Raw genomic sequence first — 19,696 nt, forward strand, 5'->3', positions numbered from 1 at the left:
TTTCACTCCTTAGTTTGCCTTGTAATAGAGAATTCCATCTTTTTGCACTTCTTCAATTTGTCCAGCTTCTAAGAGGACATCAAGCTGCCCAACTGTCTCCGACATCGTTAAAAATAAGGCCTCTTCGTAAAGCACTGGAAATAGCTTGCGGCAAAGATGAAAGGCAGTCATTTCTTTTCGTTTAAGTAGCTGATACATCGTATTTGCCCGTTTTTCTTGTTTCTTAAATCTTTCTTCGATTAATTCATGATGAGACGTGATGAGCTGCCCGTGGCCTGGATAAATCGTCTTGATTGGTAGATGTAGTAATCGATTGAGTGATGCTTTATATTGAAGCAGCGATTTTTGGCGTTCCTCCCCTTCATACGGCGCTTCCATTAAAGGGTTTGAGGAAATGGTTGTCAAAAGCAGATCTCCACCAATGAAATGGCCCGTTGTTTCATCTAGAAAGGAAAGATGAGATTGTGCATGTCCCGGTGTTTCGATCACGTAGAACTGTTCATGCCCTTTCAACCGATCGCCTTCTTTGATGACGTCATCTACATGTGCAGTACAGGAATATGTATACGATTGCTTCACGATTCTTTCACACTCATCAGGGCGAAGCGGCACACCTAACTGCTGAAAAAGGTGTTTCGTAAAAGTAATTTGACGCTCTTTAAACAAAGGGTCTTGGCTAATATACGGCTCATTCAACTGATGTCCGATCACGCGGACATGAGGTTTCATCAGATTTAAAAGACCGACATGATCGGCATGATGATGGGTCAACACCACTTGATCAATATCGTCAATTGATAAACGATGCTCATGTAATTGCGTGACAAAGGCGTGCTCCGCCTCTTCTGTCATCGGCCCGCAGTCCACTAAGGTCACAGCTTCACCTTTTAAAATATATGCATGTACATCCCCCACAGCGAATGGTGTCGGGATGGATAATTGAATGATGTCTTCTTTCACTTTTTTATGTCATCTCCTGATTTTTGACTCATGGTTCATTGTCATTTCGTCTTCTTTATTCATTGTATCCTGCAAAGGGCAGACTGTCATGCGGTTTAGGCGGTCAATTTTTTTGTCTGTCCCTATTGACACAAACTTGTCCATCGTTGCATAATGAACAACAAATATAAGATGTGCGATGACAAGGATTAGTAAGCAAAATAATGATGCAAGAGAGTGAGGTCCACCGGCTGTAAGACCTCACCATCCTCTTTTTTGCTGAACCTACCCTTTGAGCTGTTAGGCAAACCTAAACGTTTCCCGCGTTAAGGGACTAGAGCTGAGTATGCATATTTCATGCTAATTGAGGGTGGTACCGCGAAAAACCTTTCGTCCTTTTCAGGCGAGAGGTTTTTTTATTTTCTACAAGGAGGAGCAGCTTATGAGTAAAATTGGATTTATTGGTGCAGGCTCAATGGCAGAGTCTATGATAAAAGGTTTATTAAAAAGCGGCATCATGTCAAATGAAGATATGATTGTCACAAACAAAACAAATGAAAAACGGCTAGAAGAATTAAAGGTGCGTTATGGGGTGAAAACGGATTTCTCTCGTTCTTTTATTTATGAAGAAGCCGATATTCTCGTATTTGCTTTAAAACCGAAAGATGCGGAAAGCGGGATATCTGAAGTGCGGCCTCATTTACAAGGGCAGCTGATCATTTCGATTTTAGCGGGCATCTCCATCGAAACGATTCAACACTATGCTGGCGAGAAGACTGCAGTGGTTCGCGCGATGCCAAATACATCTGCGGCCATTCAGCAATCAGCAACAGCCATTGCCGTTAGTCAAGAAGTGACAGAGGATCAAAAGAAAAAAGCAATCGAGCTGTTTGAAACGATCGGTCATGTGACGGTATTAGATGAATCACAGCTAAATGCTGTTACGGCTATTGCAGGAAGCGGCCCAGCCTTTATTTATCATTTGATTGAAGGAATGGAGCGTGGCGCTTCGGAACTTGGGATGGACCAAGCAACAGCGAAGTTGCTCATCTGCCAAATGATTGCGGGCGCCGCAAACATGCTTCAAAGCAGCGGTAAAGAACCTGCTGAACTGCGCAAAGAAATCACAAGTGAAGGCGGAACGACAGAAGCCGGCCTGAACACACTTGCTTCCTATCAATTTGAAGAAGCCGTTGTCGATTGTGTCAAAACCGCAACAAAACGTGCAGCAGAATTAAACGAAATGTTTTCAGCAAACACGTATAAATGATAGAGAAAAGCACCTGTTTTGATGACAGGTGCTTTTTATTTTTATCTAATAAGTGATTTGTCACAAATAATTAACAAATATTAACAAGGGATATATTACCTTTTACCGAATTACTTATATGTACCATAAAAATGAGGAAGAGGAGTGTTTTAAATGAAATTAGTTAAGGTTCTTACTGGATCCGCATTGTCACTCGCTTTACTTTTTTCCGCAGCACCGGCATTTGCTACAAGTGCACATTCTAATGCAGAGGATGTCCGTGTTACAAGTGATTTTAAAGCTCAACTTTACACATGGGATATTACCAACTCTACTGGTATTTTTGCCAATTCGTTTGAACAAGATGGGATTAAGTGGTATATAAAGGGCATCACTAAAAATTCTGATGGAACTTGGACAGCTCATTATGAGGGTAGACGAGTATAATTCTAACTGGGAGCCTACGGCTCCCCTTACTATTTTAAAGTAATAAAACATTCTCCTCCCTTCTTCTTTTCTCATTAACCTTCATTTACTCTACATCTTCCACACAAAAGCACATAAGCTTCAAAGACTCTGAAACCTCGTACATAAACAAGACTTACTTTTTCTCTAACAAAGCATGAATCGCTGATTCTAGTAATTCTGGCAAAATGCCGAATGAGAACGGAATGTGCAGGCGCTCCGTCCATTTGTGCGGGTCCTTTCCTAATGGACCCACGTTGATGACTGGAACGTAAAGTGCTCCCTTTTCTCCTTCCGGTAAAGAATAGCCTTTCTGGTAAAGCGGCATATTGGTCGTATAATGCCCTACGTCCTGTTTTTCGAGCTGTAAATAACTCAAATCCGACAATCCCGGAAAATATTTCACTTCTTCTATTTCAAGTCCATAACTCTTCTTTGCCTCTATTTGAATCCTCTTTAAGGTTGCTTGGATATGCGGATCTTCCGTTGAGGAAACTGCTGGATAAAATGGCGGACTATAAAATAGAACAATAAGTGGCCCTTCTTCCTTACAAAGCGTCGTTAGCTCAGAAACGATTTTGGTTGAAAAATCACGATCTCCAAGCTCACCTCGATTGGCAAACGCATAGTTCACAATGCGTTCAACCTCTTGTTTACCTGAGCGTTCAGCAGCTTTTTGATACAGCTCTTGATACGTGAGAACGGTAATCCTTGTATCAATCGGTGTAAAAGGTTTAAAGCGCTGAAATTCTGCTGTTTTTTGTTTGAGGTCAGCTTCGATTTGGTCTGCTGCTTGTTTCGCTGTGTCATAAAGAAGCCCGTGCAGTTCTTCACTTGAACGATTCATCATCAGCACATTAAATAAAGAAACAGCGGTGTGAGGTGTTTGAACGGAATAGGCTTCTTTTAAATCCCTTTGCATTAAATTGGTTGGAGGTGGCGTGACTTCACCGTCTACTTCCTCACAGTAATCACTATTCAGCTCTAACAGCCGATTTAATTCAGACACCATAAAATTCGCATTTAAGCCTGAGAACGGCTCTCCTACATGTGTTTCAATTCCTTTGCAGAAAAACCCGGCCAGCACCTTCCCTATACTGCCTGTATACATATAATAATGTTCATCACCAGGATATTTTTCAAACATAGGCTCACTGTTTAAGCATGCGGTATAATCAAGATTGTGCTTTTCTTTAAGCTCCTTTAGTTTTGGAACAGCTTCAAGCATCCCTTGAGAATTCACTTCTTCATCTGGGACTGTGACAAGTAGGACATTTCCATCAAATGTCTCTGCCATCGCTCTTTCCAGCATAGACAGCTGTACAGTAAGACCTGCCTTCATATCCATGGCACCTCTTCCAAACAACCAGTCACCTGAAGCTAGATCTTCCCTTGCTCTTTTTGGGAGAAGCGCACTTTTTTGAGAAAATGACGCCATTAACTCCTCTGGCTTGCATGCCATGTTTTGAAATTCACCGTAATCTTCTGTATCGACGACATCGAAATGACTAAGCAGCAAAACGGTACGAGAAAGAGAACTACGCTTTACAAGCGCCGTTAAATAATATCGGCCATCTTTCATCGGATGCAAAGCCAAATGATCAGGGTTCTGCTTGTAATAAGGCCGCTCCCTCAATAAATAATATAAATATTCAGCTAACGCCACTTCTCCAGTTGTACCCGATATGCTTTCATACTGCATAAGAGCTGTGAGCAGTTCCTTTCGTTCACTCTCTGTTTGCCATTTCATCCGTTCTCCCCCTTTGCTTTCTCTATTTTCTCCATTATACAAAAACGTGTATAAAAGCTATATTCTTTGAGCACCTTTTATGACGAAAGTTTGAATGGCTGTTATAATCGGCTATACAATTCTATGAGGAGGCGAAGGTATTTGGAAACAAAACTCTTTTCACCTTGGACATTAAAAGGTGTGACGCTGAAAAACCGCATCGTGATGTCCCCGATGTGTATGTATTCATCCTATGATCGTGATGGGAAATTACAGCCTTTCCACTTTACACATTATATTTCCCGTGCCCAAGGTCAAGCTGGGCTAATCATGGTGGAGGCAAGTGCCGTTTCACCCGAGGGAAGAATTAGTGATCAAGATCTCGGGATTTGGAGTGATGAGCACATTGAAGGCTTCGCTTCATTAAACGAACAAATCAAAGCATACGGAACCAAGACAGCCATCCAGCTGGCTCATGCAGGACGTAAAGCTGAACTAGATGGTGACATCCTGGCACCATCCAGCATTCCATTTGATGAACAGTCTAAAACCCCTGTCCAAATGTCTGTCGATCAAATCAAAGATACCGTTCAGGCGTTTCAGGATGCAGCTGTCCGGGCAAAAAAGGCCGGCTTTGACATCATTGAAATTCATGGGGCACATGGCTATTTGATTAATGAGTTTCTTTCACCGCTAGCAAATCATCGAACAGATGATTATGGCGGTTCACCAGAGAACCGTTACCGTTTCTTAAGAGAAGTTGTCAATGCAGTCAATGAAGTATGGGACGGACCATTATTTGTCCGTGTGTCGGCTTCTGACTACACGACAAAAGGACTTGACATTGCCGATTACATCGGCATTGCGACATGGCTGAAGGAACAAGGTGTCGACTTAATCGATGTCAGCTCAGGCGCTGTCGTACAGGCGAGAATCAGCACATTCCCTGGCTACCAAGTGACCTTCGCAGAAAAAATCAAAGAAGGTGCCGGTATTCAAACAGGTGCTGTCGGACTGATCACATCTGGTGTACAGGCAGAGGAGATTTTACGAAATCAGCGTGCAGACTTAATTTTTATCGGCAGAGAATTTTTACGGGATCCATACTTTCCAAAAACAGCTGCTGAAGAGCTTCGTACATCCATCGAAGGCCCGCGTCAATATGACCGCGCTTGGTAAAAATGCATAGGAAAAAGGTGTCTATTTTTTGAAATAGGCATCTTTTTTATTTTTAAGAGAAACATCTCTGCCTTGTGTGCCGTCTTTTAGCTAAAGAACCACTTTAGAGGAGATGGAATAATGAACTCGGCAATGATTGAAAGAATGTATCATATAGATGGACACCATTTTTATACAAAACATCGTCAAGGTAAAAGGCAAGCCACCATTATCTTTGAAGCAGGCTACGGCATTTCCGGTAATACGTGGTCGAATATGGCCCGTGATATTGATCCTGAGCTTGGGGTTTTCTTATATGATCGATTAGGAAATGGAAAAAGCAGTGACAGCAGTGAAGGAAGAACATTACATGATCTAGCAGATGATTTAGATGCGCTACTAGAAGAAGCCAATATTCAGCCGCCCTTTCTCATTGTAGCTCACTCATTTGGCTCTCTTGTCAGCCGGTTATGGGCCAGCCGCAGAGGAGATGACGTCATTGGAATGGTGCTGTTAGACCCAGCAAGTGAGGAGCAAGAACAGGTCATCCTCCCGCTTTTATCTAAGGAAGAACGCACCTCATACATGGCGCAATTTACAGCAGAATGTACGCATGAGGACTTTCAGCAAATGCTAAGCACAATGAAAGAGGAACAAACCCATTATGGAATGATGCCGCTCCTTGTCATTTCATCAGGTAAGAACCGGTTGTTTCATCCAGCGCACGAGGCTTGGCTCAGACTTCATAAACGGATGCTGTCTTTGTCATCCCAAAGTGGATGGATTCAAGCGCAGAACAGCTCGCACTATATTCATCATGATGAACCGCATATTGTACAGCTTGCAATCTATGATGTATGGTGCGCAGCCAAACAACCTGTTTCCTATTATCAAACAGCCAATTAAAAACAAAAACTCCTTGACTAGTGACGCGTCAAGGAGTTTTTTTCTTTATACCGTTGGAGCTGATTGGCTTTTTTTAGACAGCAGCTTTTCAATGCTGACAAGCTGAACACATAAAGTAAAGATGTCAATCGCTTGCTCTAGTTCTTCAAGAGATGGGAACGTTGGCGCAATGCGAATGTTACGATCAAGCGGGTCTTTTCCATAAGGATAAGTCGCGCCTGCACCTGTCATGGTCACACCTGCTTCTTTTGCCTTTTGCACAACAGCTTTTGCACAATGATCGAGCGTATTTAAACTAATAAAATATCCGCCATTTGGCTTGTGCCATTCTGCAATGTCTTTTCCGCCAAGTGTTTCATCAAGAATGGAAAGAACTAGGTCAAACTTTGGCTTAATGATCGCTGCATGTTTTCTCATATGTTCCTTCAAGCCTTCTGGATTCTTAAAGAAACGGAGGTGTCTTAATTGATTGATTTTGTCTGGTCCGATCGTTTGAATCGATAATTGTTTTTGAGTGAAGCTTACATTATCCAGGCTAGATGCCATGAGTGCAATACCAGAGCCTGGGAATGTAATTTTAGAAGTAGACGCAAACATAAACACACGATGAGGGTGCCCTGCTTCCTCTACTGCTTGAAAAATATCTTTTAACGTATCAGGCGTATCAGTTAAGTGATGGACTGCGTATGCATCATCCCAAAAAATGCGGAAGTCGTCTGCTTTTGTTTTCATTGAAGCAAGGCGATCAACCACCTCATCTGAATACGTAATGCCATCTGGGTTGCTATATTTTGGTACACACCAAATACCTTTAATCGCTTCATCCTCTGCAACCAATTTTTCGACCTGATCCATATCAGGTCCATCAGCTTTCATATCTACCGTGATCATCTCTATGTTAAATAGCTCACAAATGGAAAAGTGACGGTCATATCCTGGGCTTGGTGCAAGGAATTTTACCTTTGGCAGCTTTCCCCAAGGTGTTTTGCTATCATATACGCCGTGGGTCATGGCACGGGCAATGGTATCGTGCATCATATTCAGGCTGGAATTACCGCCGATGATGATTTGTTCTGGCTTTAGATTGAGCACATCTGCAAAAAATGTCTTCGTTTCAGAAAGCCCTGTCAAACCGCCATAGTTACGCACATCAGTGCCATCTTCAGCCGTCATCGCATCCTTTGATGTGACAACATCGAGCATGCCCATAGACAAATCGAGCTGTTTTGGTGAAGGTTTTCCTCTAGACATGTCTAAGTGTAAGTTTTTACTTTTATACGTTTCGTACTCATCTTGTAGTGCTGCATATAGGTCATTTAATTCTGCTTCACTTAACGCTGTAAAACCGCTCATCTTTGATTGTGCCTCCCGTATTCTTCATAGTTTCATTCGTCATTTGTTTTTTCTTCACCATTTTACCACTACCTGAAAAAGAGAGTCATTATAAATATCAAAAAAATCGCACAACTTTTTTTGACGATTCATCCAATTTTTACAGGGTGCGGTCAATTGAAAAAGAAGAGAAATCCTGCGCAGCTTCTGTCAGCGGGAATATATCGCGGGCTTCTTTCAATAATTGGTTTAGTGCCTCTTCTCCTTGATAACGTGCACTAATATGGGTCAAAATTAATCTTTTTGCGCCTGCTTCCTGAGCTGTTTTCGCTGCTTGTTCTGTCGTACTGTGATAATAATTGTAGGCTAGATCAGCATCTTCTTTACCGAATGTTGCTTCATGGACTAACACATCCGCATCCTTGGCAAGCCTTGTTATATTCTCGCATAAACGGGTATCTCCTGAAAATGCAACGATTCTCCCTTTTTTAGGGGGTTCCAAATAATCGGTTCCATCAATGATTCTTCCATCTTCGAGCGTCACGGTATCCCCATTTTTTAACTTCTGATACAAAGGTCCAGGTTTTACACCGATTTCTTTTAGGTCTTCGGCTTTTAATGCACCAGGTACATCTTTTTCGACTACCCGATAGCCGTAAGCTGGAATACCGTGAGATACTCGTCTTGCTTCTACTTGAAAGGTATCATCTTCAAATACGACCCCTTCATCTATCTCTATGATATGCAGTGGATATGTCAAATGCGTTTGTGTAGCTGAAAGTGTTGCGTTCACAAACGCTTTGATGCCCTTAGGTCCATAGATTGTTAGTTCATCCTCCCCGCCTTGAAAGGATCTGCTGCCAAGCAGTCCTGGGAGACCGTATACATGATCACCATGCATATGAGTGATAAAAATTTTATCAATCTTTCTCGGTTTAATTGTTGTATGTAATATTTGATGCTGCGTCGCTTCTCCGCAATCAAAAAGCCACACTGCTTTTCTTTCTTCTAAAAGCTTTAGCGCAGTGCAAGTGACGTTTCTAGTTTTCGCAGGAATGCCTGCACCAGTTCCTAAAAAGAGCAGTTCCATTACTTTTCCTCCTAAAGCCGGTATACAATATCTTCATTCATATAGAATACATGAAGACAGGGTAAATGTGAATTCAGCGGAATTTTTGAAAAAAAGTGAAACGGGAGCAGAAAAAGTCGAATCAAATGTTTGCTTTACGAACAATGAACCTTTAAAATAAAGAAAATGTACATACATTCTCGGTTTTTACAACAATGCTACGAATAAAGTGAGGTACTTTTCGTGAATACAGAAACTAACAATCCAAAAGCAGTCATTGTCATTTTTGGCGCAACAGGAGATCTTGCCAAACGCAAGCTCTACCCTTCTATACATAGACTTTATCATAGCGGAAAACTTGGCGATCAATTCGCCGTGGTCGGTGTTGGACGCCGTCCGTGGTCTCATGAGGACCTACGAGCTGTGGTGAAAGAATCTGTTTCTTCTGATGATGCAGAAGCGAAAATAGAGGAATTCAGTTCACATTTTTATTATCACGATTTTGACGTATCTAACCCTGCTTCCTATCAATCGCTTAACACACTTCTAGCAGGCCTTGAAGACACGTACAGTATCCCAAACAACCGGATGTTCTATTTAGCGATGGCACCGGAATTCTTCGGAACGATTGCAAAGTTCCTAAAAAGTGAAGGCGTATCAAAAACAACTGGCTGGTCAAGACTTGTCATTGAAAAACCATTTGGCCATGACTTGCCAAGTGCGAAAAAGTTAAATGAAGAAATTCGGGATGCATTCTCTGAAGATCAAATTTATCGTATTGACCACTACCTTGGTAAACAAATGGTGCAAAACATTGAGGTCATCCGTTTTGCAAATGCCATCTTTGAACCACTTTGGACAAACCGATATATCTCAAACATTCAAATTACATCTAGTGAATCATTAGGGGTTGAAGACCGGGCCCGCTATTACGAAAGTTCAGGTGCACTAAGAGATATGGTTCAAAACCATATGCTTCAAATGGTTGCACTTTTAGCAATGGAGCCGCCAATTAAGCTGAATACCGAGGAAATCCGCAGTGAAAAACGGAAAGCATTACGCGCTCTTCGTCCTTTCTCAAAAGATGAGGTTGATCAATTCTTTGTCCGCGGACAGTATGATGCTGGTACGGTTGATGGTGGTATGGTTCCTTCCTATCTTGAAGAGCAAAATGTTGACCCGAACTCAAATACGGAAACATTTGTTGCCGGGAAGCTGCTCATTGATAACTTTAGATGGGCAGGCGTGCCATTTTACATTCGTACTGGAAAACGTTTAGAAAAGAAATCTACTCAGATTGTTGTTCAATTTAAAGACATTCCAATGAACTTGTACTATGGGAACGGAAATTCCATGCATCCGAACTTACTCGTCATTCATATTCAGCCAGATGAAGGTATTACCCTTCACCTGAACGCGCGTAAGCTTGATGGCGGTACATTTGCAAAGCCGATTAAGCTCGACTATCAAACAAACTATAACGACATCATGAATACACCAGAAGCCTATGAAAAGCTGATTCATGACTGTTTGCTAGGCGATGCTACGAACTTTGCTCACTGGGATGAAGTGGCGCTTTCTTGGAACTTTGTCGATCCGATTTCTGAAAAATGGGCAGAAAACAAAACATTAAAACCAAATTATCCTGCTGGTTCTATGGGACCGAAAGAAGCCGATCAGCTTCTAGAAAAAGATGGGTATCATTGGTGGAATATATAAAATGATATAAAAAAGAGCAGTCTCCCTTGGGGGTTCTGCTCTTTTTTTAACGTCCTGTTTTCGTAATTTCGACCGTTGAAAAGTCGAACTTATCATAGCGATGATGGCTAAAGGAGTACTCAAACGGCCGCCCTGTGTTTAAATAAGCAACCTGCTCGACTTCTAGCACAGGGTCCGTTGGGTCACAGCCTAAATATTGCTGATCCAGCTCATCTGATTTAGCCGCTCTAATTTTTTTATGTGCTCCTGCCACTTTTAAATTCAAATCATTTGATATGTAACCATAGATTGATCCCAATAGAACCTCTTCATCTATCCCCTTAATGAGATTGACGGGCATAAACGTTTTTTCTAACACATATGGCTCCTCGTCCACAAGACGGAGACGGATGATGTCATAAATGGGTGTGGTGGGGTCTATGGATAGGTGGGCTGCCACCTCTTTGCTTGGAAAATGGACATCAAAGTGAATGATTTGAGTCGTGACGTTTTTATCCGCCATGACTTTTGTAAATCCTTTATTTTCATGTCCTGACACATTAATAGCCCCTTGATTGAGCGCTGCCTTCACAATAAATGTACCGTGTCCTCTTTTTCTAAAGAGCAGACCTTCTGCTACGAGAAGATCGAGCGCACGCTTCATCGTCATTCGGCTGCATTGAAATTCAGCGGCAAGCGAGTTTTCATCTGGAATGGGTTGATCTTCTGGATAATATGCTGTTCCTATTCGTTTTCTGATTTCTTCTGAAATGAGTTCATACTTTTTCATCTCACACCACCAACTGACTTGTTTTTTCATAGCTTCCTCTCATTCTACACTAAGCCTAGTGAGCTTAAAAGGTACCAGCCACTTTTGTTTCATCCACTTACCGTCACATAAGAAAAATACTTGCCCTTTTCAAGGAAAGAGCAAGTATCTTAATTAAAAACCGTTATTTTCTGATACCGATTGAAACCAGTATCCGCTTTTCTTAATGGTACGTTTTCCGTCTTCTTGAAGGTCAACTGAGACAAATCCATAGCGATTTTTATAAGCATTCGACCATGACCAGTTATCCATAAACGTCCACAGATGATAACCTTTTACATTGCTTCCTTCTTTGATGGCTTGATGAACCCATTTAAGATGCTCAGCAATAAAATCAATGCGGTAATCGTCATGAATCATTCCTTCTTCATCCTTAAACCGCTCTTCTCCTTCGACACCCATTCCATTTTCAGAAATAAAGCATTCAATATTATCATAGTCTGTTTGGACTTTTTTCAATATATCATAAATGCCTTTTTCATAGATTTCCCAGCCGCGATACACATTCATTTTTCTTCCCGGCATGTCAAATGCATCAAAATAATGATTTGGCATAAATGGTGCATTTGGATGCGGCATATGCTCTTTCGCTTTCACTCTTCTTGGCTGATAATAGTTGATTCCAAGGAGGTCGACGGTATTCTCTTGAATGAGCTCAAGATCCCCTTCTTGCATACTTGGCATAAAGCCTTCCTTCTTTAAGACCTCTACTAGTTTTTCTGGGAAATGTCCCTTCACCGCAGGATCTAGGAAGGACCGGTTAAAGAAAGCATCCGCCATCTCAGCTGCTTCTACGTCGCGCGGATTCTGGCTCCTCGGATAAGATGGGGTAAGATTGAGGATGATGCCAATCTTACCGTCTTGCTTCAGCTTTTTATAAGCCGCTATCGCCTTCGCATTTGATAAAAGTTCATGATAACCGACCTGTACAGCCTTTTGGAAATCGACTTCGTTCGGATAATGAAAGCTATACATATATCCGCCCTCTACAGGAACGATCGGTTCATTATGAGTAAACCATTTTTTCACCCGGTCGCCAAATAATTGAAAGCACAATTCCGCATAGCTCACATAATCATCTACCACTTGTCTATTGACCCAGCCGCCTTTTTCCTGCAGCGCCATCGGCATATCGAAATGGTACAGGTTCACAAACGGTTCAATATCATGTGCAATCAGTTCATTGATCACATCATTGTAAAAAGATACTGCTTCTTCATTTACCGCACCTGTCCCTTCAGGTAAGAGACGTGACCATGAAATGGACAATCGGAATGAATTGTGCCCAATTTCTTTCATCAAACGAATATCCTCTTTATATTTTCTGTAAAATTGGGATGTCACGTTCGGTCCTACGCCATCAAAAAAACGAGTCGGCTCTTGCTCAAACCAATGATCCCAAATATTCGGCCCTTTTCCGTCACCAGGGACGCTACCTTCTGTTTGCGTAGCAGAGGCAGAAGATCCCCACCAGAAACCTTCTGGAAATGTATATGATTGTTTGTTATTTTCCATCGACATGTATTGAGTCTCCTTCACCTTTGATGTTGGTTGTCTTTGTTTTTTCCGTTGTGGTTATTTTTTCATTTTTCACATTCATACGGTCAATAAACTTCAGGAATGGGAACCAAATAACAAACACGATCATCAGGTTAAATAGCTGAAGCAGACCGCCCGCTAGTGAATTGGTTGCCATTATTCCGCTTATAAAGATCGGCACTGTCCAAGGAATATTTACGCCCGTCGGCGGCGGTACAATGCCTGATGCCATCGCAAAGTAAGAAATACATGTAATAACCATTGGTGCCAAAATCCATGGAATGAGAATAAGCGGGTTCATGACAATCGGTAAGCCGAAAATAATTGGTTCATTGACGTTAAATAATCCTGGTCCTAAGCCAAGCTTTGCTACTTGTTTTAATTGCTTACTTTTCAGGAAAATTAAAATCGTAAACACAACGGCTAGCGTCATACCGGTTCCGCCCATACCAACCGTATAAATTTCGATAAACTGCTTACTGATGATATTCGGAACCTCACCCGTTTTTGTATAGCTTTCTAGGTTTTGAATGGACAACGTATTCCAAATGGGGTCCATGACAGAGTTGATAATAATTTGACCGTGAAGCCCAAAGAACCAAAGAATTTGTATAAAGAAAACAGCGATTAAGGTCGGAATGATACCGCTTCCAAGACCGACAAGCGGTGCCTGAATCGCATGATAAATCAGGTCATGCATATTTGTTTTGAAGCCTTGTGTAATGATGATATTGATCAGTAAAAAGGTTGTGAGTGTCAAAGTAGCCGGGATGAGTGCAGCAAAAGACTTTGAAACAGCTGGCGGAACTCCTTGCGGCATATTGATGACAAATTTCTTTTGGACAAAATAACGATAAATTTCAGCAGACAAAAAGCCTGTGATCATTCCAAGGAACATCCCCTTTGCTCCTAAACGATCGACTGGAATTACGCCTGCAATAGATGCACCACCTTCTTGTTCTAGTAAAAATGGCGTCAGAAGTAGGAAAGAGGCTAATGCAATCACGCCGCCAAATACAGCTTCCACATCATAGCTTTTCGATAAATAGTAGCCAATCCCAAATACAACAAACACACTCATAATGCTGATGGTCGCACTTGGCGCGATATTCAGTGCAGACTGGACGCCTTCCAGTGCGGTTTGACTCATGATTTTATCTAAAAATGGCAAATTCATTAGCACAACCATAATGGAACCAAAAATAGTAAGCGGGAATGCAAGCATAAAGGCATCCCGTAATACACCTAAATAGCGGTTGTTGTTCAGTCTTCCAGCAATCGGAACCAAAATAGCACTTATTTTATCAAACATTGGTTTCCCCCCTTGTTTACACCCTTTATTGTTTAAGCGATTGGAAAATCGGTAGAAGCTCTCCCACAAGCTCCTTGATCGTCATAGTCGACATTAAGTGATCTTCTGCGTGCATGAGCAATAAGGAGAAAGGCGTTTTCTCCCCACCTGCCTCTTGCTGTACGAGTTGAAAATGGATGCCATGTGCATGACGTAAATCTTCTTCTGCTTCTTTCATTAGACCAAATGCCTCATCTTCTTGACCTTCTCGAAATTGTTTAAGAGATTGAAGCAATTTGCTGCGGGCATTTCCGCTGTGTAAGATCAATTGAAAACTGACTTGTTCCTCCGTGAGCCCTTCGAGTGTTTTCTTTTCCATTCTTTACGATTCCTCCATCAATGAAACAGCTTGTTCATACGCTTTTTGTCCATCGGCAAGCCCGTACGCCTGCATATCGATGACCTCCACTGCAATCCCGTATTTTGTTGCTTCTTTTTGAAGATCCCCTTTTAAGAAGCTCATTTGCGGTCCAATTAACACAACATCCGCATTCGCCATTTCTTTTCTCGCTTGATCTTGCCCGACTGCCCAAATGTCTGCCTCGTCCCCTATAGAGTCGGCATGAGCCTTCATCTTTGTAACTAGTAAACTTGTAGACATACCTGAACTGCATGCTAATAAAATACGTTTCATTTCTCTCACCCCATTGTTGTAATAAAAGCGCTTCCAGTTAATATTATATATTTTTATTTCTAAATGTCTAGACATTTAGAATCATTTGTCTGTATTTTATATAAAAAAAGAGCGTATGTGTGTACGCTCTTTTTTTCTTCTTATCCTTTTCCTGCTTGAAAGCCAGGATACTTTGTCATGCCGCCGTCCACATAGAGCGTCAAGCCTGTCACGTAGCTTGCCTCTTTTGACGCCAACCACACAGCACATGCTGCCACTTCTTCAGGTTTTCCAATATAACCAATGGGGATCAGTTCAATCACGCCTTTTTTCAATGCGGGATCATCGAATTTTTCCGCATTAATCGGGGTATCGATAGCGCCCGGTGCAATACTGTTAACACGGATTTTTTTAGGGGCATATTCGAGTGCTAGCGTTTCTGTCAGCAGCTTGGCGCCCCCTTTACTTGCTGCATAATGCACGAAATGTGGCCAAGGGATTTGCTGGTGAACCGACGACATATTGATGATCGATCCTTCTATTCCATGATCTGTCATATACTTCAGTGCATCACGGCAGCCGAGAAACATACCTGTTAAATTGGTCGACATGACTTTGTTCCAATTATCCAGCGTCATTTCAGTAGAAGGCACTTCATTTTCAATACCTGCGTTATTGATCATGACATCAAGGCTGCCAAATGTATCAACGGCTTTGTCAATCATCGCCTGCACATCTTCTTCCTTCGAGACATCTCCCTTGATTTTCAGAGCCTGTCCGCCATTTTTTTGAATATCCACAATGGTGTCATCTGGATTTTCTTGATCTGAGAAATAATTGATCACCACATTTGCTTTTTCTTGTCCAAACCGGCGCGCCATCGCTTGACCTATTCCTGTACCAGCTCCTGTGATCAGGACTGTTTTTCCTTCTAAATCTGGATACATTCGTTTAACCTCCTATTTTGTAAAGCCTAGCAGCACGCCGCCTGCAATGATCATCAAGCAGCCTGCAATGACAAAGCTTGTTCTGGATGCTTTCTCTTTTAATAAATAAATGCCGCCTAATGTTGAGATAACGATCCCTGTCTGTGACATCGAAAAACTGACCGCGACACCAATGAGCGGGATAGCCAAAAGAAGTCCGAGATTTCCTGTCGACCAAACAAGGCCGGCAATGATATTTTTAAACGTATATTTACTAAACGGATTCTGCTTGAGACTAATCGCCAAGGAAGAAAGCAGCATGCCGACTGATTGCGGAACAAGGGCAGACCAGCCATCAATATGAAACCACCTTAAAATGACGACATATCCAACGTAGCCAACCGTTGAAATAAGCAGAATGACGATCCCTTTCTTGAAATTGCCTCCATCGTTCCCACCGCCATTCTTTTTTTGACCGAGCGATGTCAGCACAACACCTGCAATAATCAGTAAAATGGCACAAGAACCAATGAGTATGACCGTCATCGTTTGCCATTCTTTGAAGACCATGACGCCAAATAAAGTCGTGCTCACAAGCTGCATGCCCGTTGACAAAGGAACCGCCTTCGAGACTCCGAGAAACGCAACGCTTGAAAGCTGATTCATTTGTCCAATGCTCCAAAAGATGCCTGAAATGACAGAGACCGCAAAAATAAACGGTGTCAGCTCTGGCATTTTGATAAAGAAGGCTGCAATTGAAAAGATAAATGCGCCAAGCGTTATACCGAGGGTTTGTTGGTATGCATTCCCGCCAAGTTTGACACTGATGAGAACAATACTCCCCCAAAATATCGCTGGGAGAAGTGCATATAAGATGCCCACTTCGATCCCTACTTTCTTTTCTTTTTTACATAGCATCCCTCTTTTTCGCATTTTTAGCCGAAAAGATGCAAACAAAAAAACCTTACGGAAGGGTAAGGTTTTTCAGTCGTTCTATGTTTATTTCATCCATTCTGTATGGAAGATGCCTTCTTTATCTGTGCGTTCATACGTATGTGCACCGAAATAGTCACGCTGTGCTTGAATTAAGTTCGCTGGCAGGACAGCTGTGCGATAGCTATCAAAGTAAGCAAGTGCACTTGAGAATGAAGGAACAGGAACTCCTTGCTCCACTGCAAGTGAAATGACTTTACGAAGAGATGATTGATAGCTTTGAGCAATATCCTTAAAGTAAGGATCAAGCAATAAGTTTTTCAGTTCTGGGTTACGGTCATATGCTTCTTTAATTTGTTGCAAGAAGGCTGCACGAATGATACATCCACCACGGAAGATCATTGCAATTTCACCGTATTTTAAATCCCAGTTATACTCATCAGATGCTGCTTTCATTTGCGCAAAACCTTGTGCATATGAACAGATTTTACTCATGAATAGGGCTTTTCTAACCGCTTCGATCAGCTCTTGTTTATTCTCTGCTGATTGCGCTGGCTTAGGACCTTCGATTAATTGACTTGCTTCAACACGCTCATCTTTCATTGCTGAAATGTAGCGCGCGAAAACAGACTCAGTAATGATTGGAAGCGGAACACCTAGATCAAGAGAACTTTGGCTCGTCCATTTTCCAGTTCCTTTTTGTCCAGCTTTATCTAAGATCACATCCACAAGCGGCTGATTTGTTTCTTCATCCACTTTTGTGAAAATATCAGCTGTAATTTCAATTAAATAGCTGTCAAGCTCGCCTTTATTCCATTCTGAGAATACTTCATGAAGCTCCTCTGCTGACAATCCTGCCACATGCTTCAAGATAAAGTATGATTCAGAAATCAATTGCATGTCTCCGTACTCGATGCCGTTATGGACCATTTTGACATAATGTCCTGCTCCATCTGGGCCGATATACGTTGTACATGGCTCGCCATCTACTTTCGCAGAAATCGCTTCTAGAATTGGTTTCACTAGCTCATGCGCTTCTTTTTGACCGCCTGGCATGATCGATGGACCTTTTAGTGCACCTTCTTCACCGCCGGAAACACCTGTACCAATGAAGTGAATACCACTTTCCGCAAGCTCTTGATTACGTCTTTGCGTATCCTTGTAATATGTATTTCCACCATCAATTAAGATGTCACCTTTCTCTAGGTGAGGAAGTAATGATTGAATGGTTGCATCCGTTGCTGCACCAGCTTTTACCATTAAAAGAATTTTACGCGGTGTTTCAAGCGACTGAACAAATTCTTCGATGCTATATGTGCCTACAACATTTTTCCCTTTTGATTCTTCGAGAAACTCTTCTGTTTTGCTGCTAGATCTGTTATAAACGGACACGGAGAACCCGCGGCTTTCAATATTAAGGGCAAGGTTTTTACCCATAACGGCTAGTCCAACCACACCGATTTGTTGTTTTGACATAATTCTGACGTCCCTTCTAACACACTATATTGATTACTGCTGAAATGATGTACCCTTTGAAATTACCACAACATCACCTCTTTTATCAAGTTTTCAGGCTAGTCATTTCCTCTTTCGTCCTGAAAAAAATCTTTATTAAAACTTGTTCCACTTGTTTTGCTCTCTTTTTCCTTGATGGTCATCCCTCTTTGGACGAGTGATTTCCCATACTTTTCTTTCAGTCCTTCTAAAATGGTTTGGAGAGGCTCTTCTTTTGCATCTTCTGTATAGGAGAATAAATCAAGCTGTTTAACGGCTGCTTTTCGTTCTACAAGGTCTGTCCCCGTCACACCTAAGAGCCTCACAGGCTGGTCATTCCAATGTTTAAGGAATAACTGCCTTGCTGCCTCATATAAGTCTTCCTTCCGATCTGTCGGATTCGTGAGGGTGACACTTCGAGTGATATTTTTCCAGCTTGCGTACCGAATCATGATAAGGAGCCGATTTGCCATGACTTCTTTTCTCCTTAACCTTGCACTCACAGATTGTGACAGCTTATCAATTAACGCGACAAGTTCATCTGGATCGTCAGAATCATGAGGAAGGGTTGACGAATTCCCGACGGATTTAAATTCGTATATTCTTTCTGGGTCCACAATGCCGTCATGTTCACCATTGGCCTTTTGCTTTAATCTCGGTCCATTGATACCCAGTAATTCCTTTAGTGTATACTCATTTGCTTTCGCTAAGTCTTCAATGGTATGAATGCCAATCGTTTTCAATTTATCTGCCGTTTTTTGTCCCACTCCGTGCATGTCACCCGCTGGCAGCGGCCATAGCATTTGGGGGACATCTCGTTTACGCAAAATGGTGATGCCCATTGGTTTTTTCCAATTAGACGCCATTTTCGCTAAAAATTTATTCGGTGCAATGCCAATACTTGAAGGAAGCATAAGCTCTTCTACAAGCCTCGTTTGAATATCATGAGCCGTTTTCACCGCGTGCTCGGCATATGGCGTATGCGTTAAGTCAATATAGCCCTCGTCAATAGATACGGGTTCGACTAAATCGCTGTATTCTCTTAGTATCGTAAACATCTCTTGTGAGGAGCTTCGGTACCGGTCAAAATTTGGTGTACGGACAATCAGCCCCGGACAAAGCCGCTTCGCTTCCCATAAAGGCATCGGAGGCTTTACACCTAGCGCTCTTGCCTCATAGCTGCACGTCACCACAATCCCTTTACGCTCTTTCGCATTTCCGCTAATGGCTAAAGGTTTCCCTCTCAAAGAAGGATCATACGCCATTTCTACATTGGCATAAAACGCATTCATGTCTATATGAAAAATAATATTTGACATTGGCATAACCCCATTTTCTTCAATCCCTATATGTTGATCAAAAGTTTCGAATCAACCAAACATGATGAATCTCTTTATGGTCAATTATACATTGATTTATATCATCTTTCCTCACAAAAACCTTCTCTAAAAAAGAGAAGGTTTCAC

18 protein-coding genes and 1 other annotated feature are annotated in these 19,696 nt (G+C 41.9%); of the genes, 5 read left to right on the top strand and 13 right to left on the bottom strand.

The genetic code is table 11. The features are described from left to right. Positions 1 to 9 precede the first annotated feature (9 nt). Entirely contained in the window at positions 10 to 960 is a 951-nt protein-coding gene (locus NKR21_RS11890) for an MBL fold metallo-hydrolase (protein WP_012010476.1), read from the bottom strand. Positions 961 to 1,129: 169 nt separating this feature from the next. Next, positions 1,130 to 1,340 (top strand) — a binding site (T-box leader). A gap of 41 nt (positions 1,341 to 1,381) precedes the next feature. Between NKR21_RS11890 and proC the strand changes: the two genes are divergently transcribed. Both proC and NKR21_RS11900 read left to right on the top strand, forming a co-directional pair. Further along, positions 1,382 to 2,209, top strand: coding sequence for a pyrroline-5-carboxylate reductase (gene proC, locus NKR21_RS11895; protein ID WP_012010477.1), 828 nt, complete (start codon positions 1,382 to 1,384; stop codon positions 2,207 to 2,209). Between the two features lie 153 nt (positions 2,210 to 2,362). After that, the gene (locus NKR21_RS11900) at positions 2,363 to 2,635 is read left to right on the top strand and encodes an antimicrobial peptide LCI (RefSeq protein ID WP_012010478.1); all 273 of its coding nucleotides are present in this window, start codon (positions 2,363 to 2,365) and stop codon (positions 2,633 to 2,635) included. Between the two features lie 154 nt (positions 2,636 to 2,789). Here the strand turns inward: NKR21_RS11900 and NKR21_RS11905 are convergent, their stop codons facing one another. Beyond that, entirely contained in the window at positions 2,790 to 4,403 is a 1,614-nt protein-coding gene (locus NKR21_RS11905) for a M20/M25/M40 family metallo-hydrolase (RefSeq protein ID WP_144457915.1), read from the bottom strand. A gap of 141 nt (positions 4,404 to 4,544) precedes the next feature. Between NKR21_RS11905 and namA the strand changes: the two genes are divergently transcribed. Both namA and NKR21_RS11915 read left to right on the top strand, forming a co-directional pair. Beyond that, positions 4,545 to 5,561, top strand: a complete 1,017-nt coding sequence (gene namA / locus NKR21_RS11910; protein ID WP_012010480.1) for an NADPH dehydrogenase NamA — start codon at positions 4,545 to 4,547, stop codon at positions 5,559 to 5,561. Positions 5,562 to 5,681: 120 nt separating this feature from the next. Continuing rightward, positions 5,682 to 6,446, top strand: a complete 765-nt coding sequence (locus NKR21_RS11915; protein ID WP_012010481.1) for an alpha/beta fold hydrolase — start codon at positions 5,682 to 5,684, stop codon at positions 6,444 to 6,446. Between the two features lie 45 nt (positions 6,447 to 6,491). Here the strand turns inward: NKR21_RS11915 and NKR21_RS11920 are convergent, their stop codons facing one another. Together NKR21_RS11920 and rnz are read right to left on the bottom strand one after the other, a co-directional pair. Continuing rightward, positions 6,492 to 7,799, bottom strand: coding sequence for an aspartate aminotransferase type Ic (locus NKR21_RS11920; protein WP_012010482.1), 1,308 nt, complete (start codon positions 7,797 to 7,799; stop codon positions 6,492 to 6,494). 139 nt (positions 7,800 to 7,938) lie between these two features. Further along, positions 7,939 to 8,868 carry a ribonuclease Z gene (gene rnz, locus NKR21_RS11925; RefSeq protein ID WP_012010483.1) on the bottom strand — a complete coding sequence of 310 codons (930 nt, stop codon included), beginning with the start codon at positions 8,866 to 8,868 and terminating at the stop codon, positions 7,939 to 7,941. A 222-nt stretch (positions 8,869 to 9,090) separates the two neighbouring features. Between rnz and zwf the strand changes: the two genes are divergently transcribed. Further along, positions 9,091 to 10,566, top strand: coding sequence for a glucose-6-phosphate dehydrogenase (gene zwf / locus NKR21_RS11930; protein WP_012010484.1), 1,476 nt, complete (start codon positions 9,091 to 9,093; stop codon positions 10,564 to 10,566). Between the two features lie 46 nt (positions 10,567 to 10,612). Here zwf and NKR21_RS11935 read toward each other — a convergent pair whose 3' ends face one another. From NKR21_RS11935 to NKR21_RS11975, 9 genes are all read right to left on the bottom strand, one after another. Then, positions 10,613 to 11,335, bottom strand: a complete 723-nt coding sequence (locus tag NKR21_RS11935; protein WP_012010485.1) for a GntR family transcriptional regulator — start codon at positions 11,333 to 11,335, stop codon at positions 10,613 to 10,615. Positions 11,336 to 11,488: 153 nt separating this feature from the next. Further along, on the bottom strand, positions 11,489 to 12,895 hold the full coding sequence (locus tag NKR21_RS11940) for a glycoside hydrolase family 1 protein (RefSeq protein ID WP_012010486.1): 1,407 nt from the start codon (positions 12,893 to 12,895) through the stop codon (positions 11,489 to 11,491). Beyond that, positions 12,879 to 14,225, bottom strand: coding sequence for a PTS cellobiose transporter subunit IIC (gene celB, locus NKR21_RS11945; RefSeq protein ID WP_012010487.1), 1,347 nt, complete (start codon positions 14,223 to 14,225; stop codon positions 12,879 to 12,881). Before celB ends, NKR21_RS11940 begins: the two co-directional genes overlap by 17 nt. 25 nt (positions 14,226 to 14,250) lie before the next feature. After that, on the bottom strand, positions 14,251 to 14,583 hold the full coding sequence (locus NKR21_RS11950) for a PTS sugar transporter subunit IIA (RefSeq protein ID WP_012010488.1): 333 nt from the start codon (positions 14,581 to 14,583) through the stop codon (positions 14,251 to 14,253). Between the two features lie 3 nt (positions 14,584 to 14,586). Continuing rightward, entirely contained in the window at positions 14,587 to 14,898 is a 312-nt protein-coding gene (locus tag NKR21_RS11955) for a PTS sugar transporter subunit IIB (RefSeq protein ID WP_012010489.1), read from the bottom strand. A gap of 140 nt (positions 14,899 to 15,038) precedes the next feature. Continuing rightward, the gene (locus NKR21_RS11960; protein ID WP_144457917.1) at positions 15,039 to 15,824 is read right to left on the bottom strand and encodes a glucose 1-dehydrogenase; all 786 of its coding nucleotides are present in this window, start codon (positions 15,822 to 15,824) and stop codon (positions 15,039 to 15,041) included. Positions 15,825 to 15,836: 12 nt separating this feature from the next. Further along, entirely contained in the window at positions 15,837 to 16,685 is an 849-nt protein-coding gene (locus NKR21_RS11965; RefSeq protein WP_012010491.1) for a GRP family sugar transporter, read from the bottom strand. A 117-nt stretch (positions 16,686 to 16,802) separates the two neighbouring features. Then, positions 16,803 to 18,212, bottom strand: coding sequence for an NADP-dependent phosphogluconate dehydrogenase (gene gndA / locus NKR21_RS11970; RefSeq protein ID WP_088000283.1), 1,410 nt, complete (start codon positions 18,210 to 18,212; stop codon positions 16,803 to 16,805). Between the two features lie 98 nt (positions 18,213 to 18,310). After that, on the bottom strand, positions 18,311 to 19,555 hold the full coding sequence (locus NKR21_RS11975; protein ID WP_012010493.1) for a DNA polymerase IV: 1,245 nt from the start codon (positions 19,553 to 19,555) through the stop codon (positions 18,311 to 18,313). Between the last annotated feature and the right edge of the window lie 141 nt (positions 19,556 to 19,696).

Origin of the sequence: Bacillus sp. 1735sda2 (assembly GCF_024159245.1) — a bacterium.
Taxonomy (GTDB): domain Bacteria; phylum Bacillota; class Bacilli; order Bacillales; family Bacillaceae; genus Bacillus; species Bacillus pumilus_O.